At 73.9% G+C, this 1,550-nt stretch carries 2 protein-coding genes; one reads left to right on the top strand and one right to left on the bottom strand.

What is annotated here, in order from left to right:
- Positions 1-466, bottom strand: a 466-nt coding sequence (locus AB8Z36_RS40055) for a LysE/ArgO family amino acid transporter (RefSeq protein WP_369218276.1), incomplete at its 3' end; no start/stop codon positions are given.
- Between the two features lie 115 nt (positions 467-581).
- Here AB8Z36_RS40055 and AB8Z36_RS40050 point away from each other — a divergent pair.
- Positions 582-1,511 carry a LysR family transcriptional regulator ArgP gene (locus tag AB8Z36_RS40050; RefSeq protein WP_369218275.1) on the top strand — a complete coding sequence of 310 codons (930 nt, stop codon included), beginning with the start codon at positions 582-584 and terminating at the stop codon, positions 1,509-1,511.
- The last annotated feature ends 39 nt before the right edge of the window (positions 1,512-1,550 follow it).

Genomic DNA, 1,550 nt, shown 5'->3' with positions numbered 1-1,550 from the left:
CGAGCATCGCGCCGAGCCCGAAGGCCCAGCGCAGCCCGTCGTGGCCCGCGGCGACCGAGCCGAGGAGCAGCACGGTGTCGAGGTAGACGTGCGGGTTCAGCCAGGTCATGGCGAGGCAGGCGAGCAGCGCGCCGCGTCTGCTGCCCGCGGTGGCGCCCGCGGCGGACAGGGCGCCGGGGCGCAGGGCGCGGCGCGCGGCGAGCACCGCGTACGACAGGAGGAACGCGCCGCCGATCAGGCCGACGAGGGTCAGCGCCGAGGGCCAGGCCGTCACCGCGGCGCCGACCCCGGCGACGCCCGCCGCGATGAGCACGGCGTCGGACAGGGCGCAGACGGCCACCACGGTGAGCACGGCCTGACGGCGGATGCCCTGGCGGAGTACGAAGGCGTTCTGCGCGCCGATGGCGACGATGAGCGAGAGTCCGGTGCCGAATCCGGCGGCTGCCGCGGTGAGTGCTGATCCCATGCCGGCGACGTTATGGATCAACGACCGCTTAAGTACAGGTAAAGATTCTCAGGTACCTTAAGCAATGGTGATGTTCCCTGTGTTCTCTCCCTTGCCGTAAGCGAGCGTGATGCCGGTGGCCCCGCACGGAAGCCTCTCCGAGCTGCCCCTCGAACAGGTGCGGACGCTCCTCGCCGTCGTCGACGAGGGCACCTTCGACGCGGCGGCGGCCGCCCTGCATGTCACGCCGCCCGCCGTGAGCCAGCGCGTCAAGGCCCTGGAGCGCAGGACGGGCCGGGTGCTGCTCATGCGGACCAAGCCGGTGCGGCCCACCGAGTCGGGGCAGGTCATCGTGCGGTTCGCGCGCCAGCTCGCCCGCCTGGAGCGGGACGCGCGTGCCGAGCTCGGCATCGGCGACCCGGGCCGGGGCGCCCTGCTGCCGGTGGCGGTGAACGCCGACTCCCTCGCTACCTGGTTCCTGTCGGCGCTCGCCCGGGTCCCCGACGAGCTGCGGATCTGCTTCGAGCTGCGCCGCGAGGACGAGGAGCACACCACGTCGCTGCTGCGCGAGGGCGCGGTGATGGCCGCGGTGACCTCCTCGCCCGACGCCGTCTCGGGCTGCACGGTGCGCCGCCTCGGCCGCATCCGCTATCTGCCGGTGGCCGCGCCCGGGTTCGCCGGGCGGTGGCTCGGCGACTGGCCGCGGGTACCGCTCGGGCAGGTCATCGCGGACGCCCCCGTGGTGCTCTTCGACCGCCGCGACTGCCTCCAGGACCAGTTCGCGCGCGAGGTGACCGGTGGCAGGGGCGCGGGTCACCTTCGGCACTACGTCCCCTCCTCGCGGGGGTTCGTCGAGGCGATCGAGGCGGGGCTCGGGTGGGGTGTGGTGCCGCGCGGCCAGGCCGAGCCGCTGCTGCGGGCCGGGCGCCTGACCCTGCTCGACCCCGAACGCGTCGTGGACGTACCGCTGTTCTGGCAGCAGTGGAAGCTCGACTCACCCGCGCTCGCGGCCCTGGCGGAGGCGGTGGCGAGCACGGCCGCGGAGGCGCTGGACCAGCCGTCGTGAGAGACGGTCCGGCCCCCAGAAACAAGGGCTGGCCCCTCT

The organism is Streptomyces flavofungini (genome assembly GCF_041028215.1).
In the GTDB taxonomy this organism is placed as follows: Bacteria; Actinomycetota; Actinomycetes; order Streptomycetales; family Streptomycetaceae; genus Streptomyces; species Streptomyces flavofungini_B.
The sequence above is the reverse complement of the archived record's forward strand: the minus strand, read 5'-3'. Positions and strand labels throughout refer to the sequence as shown.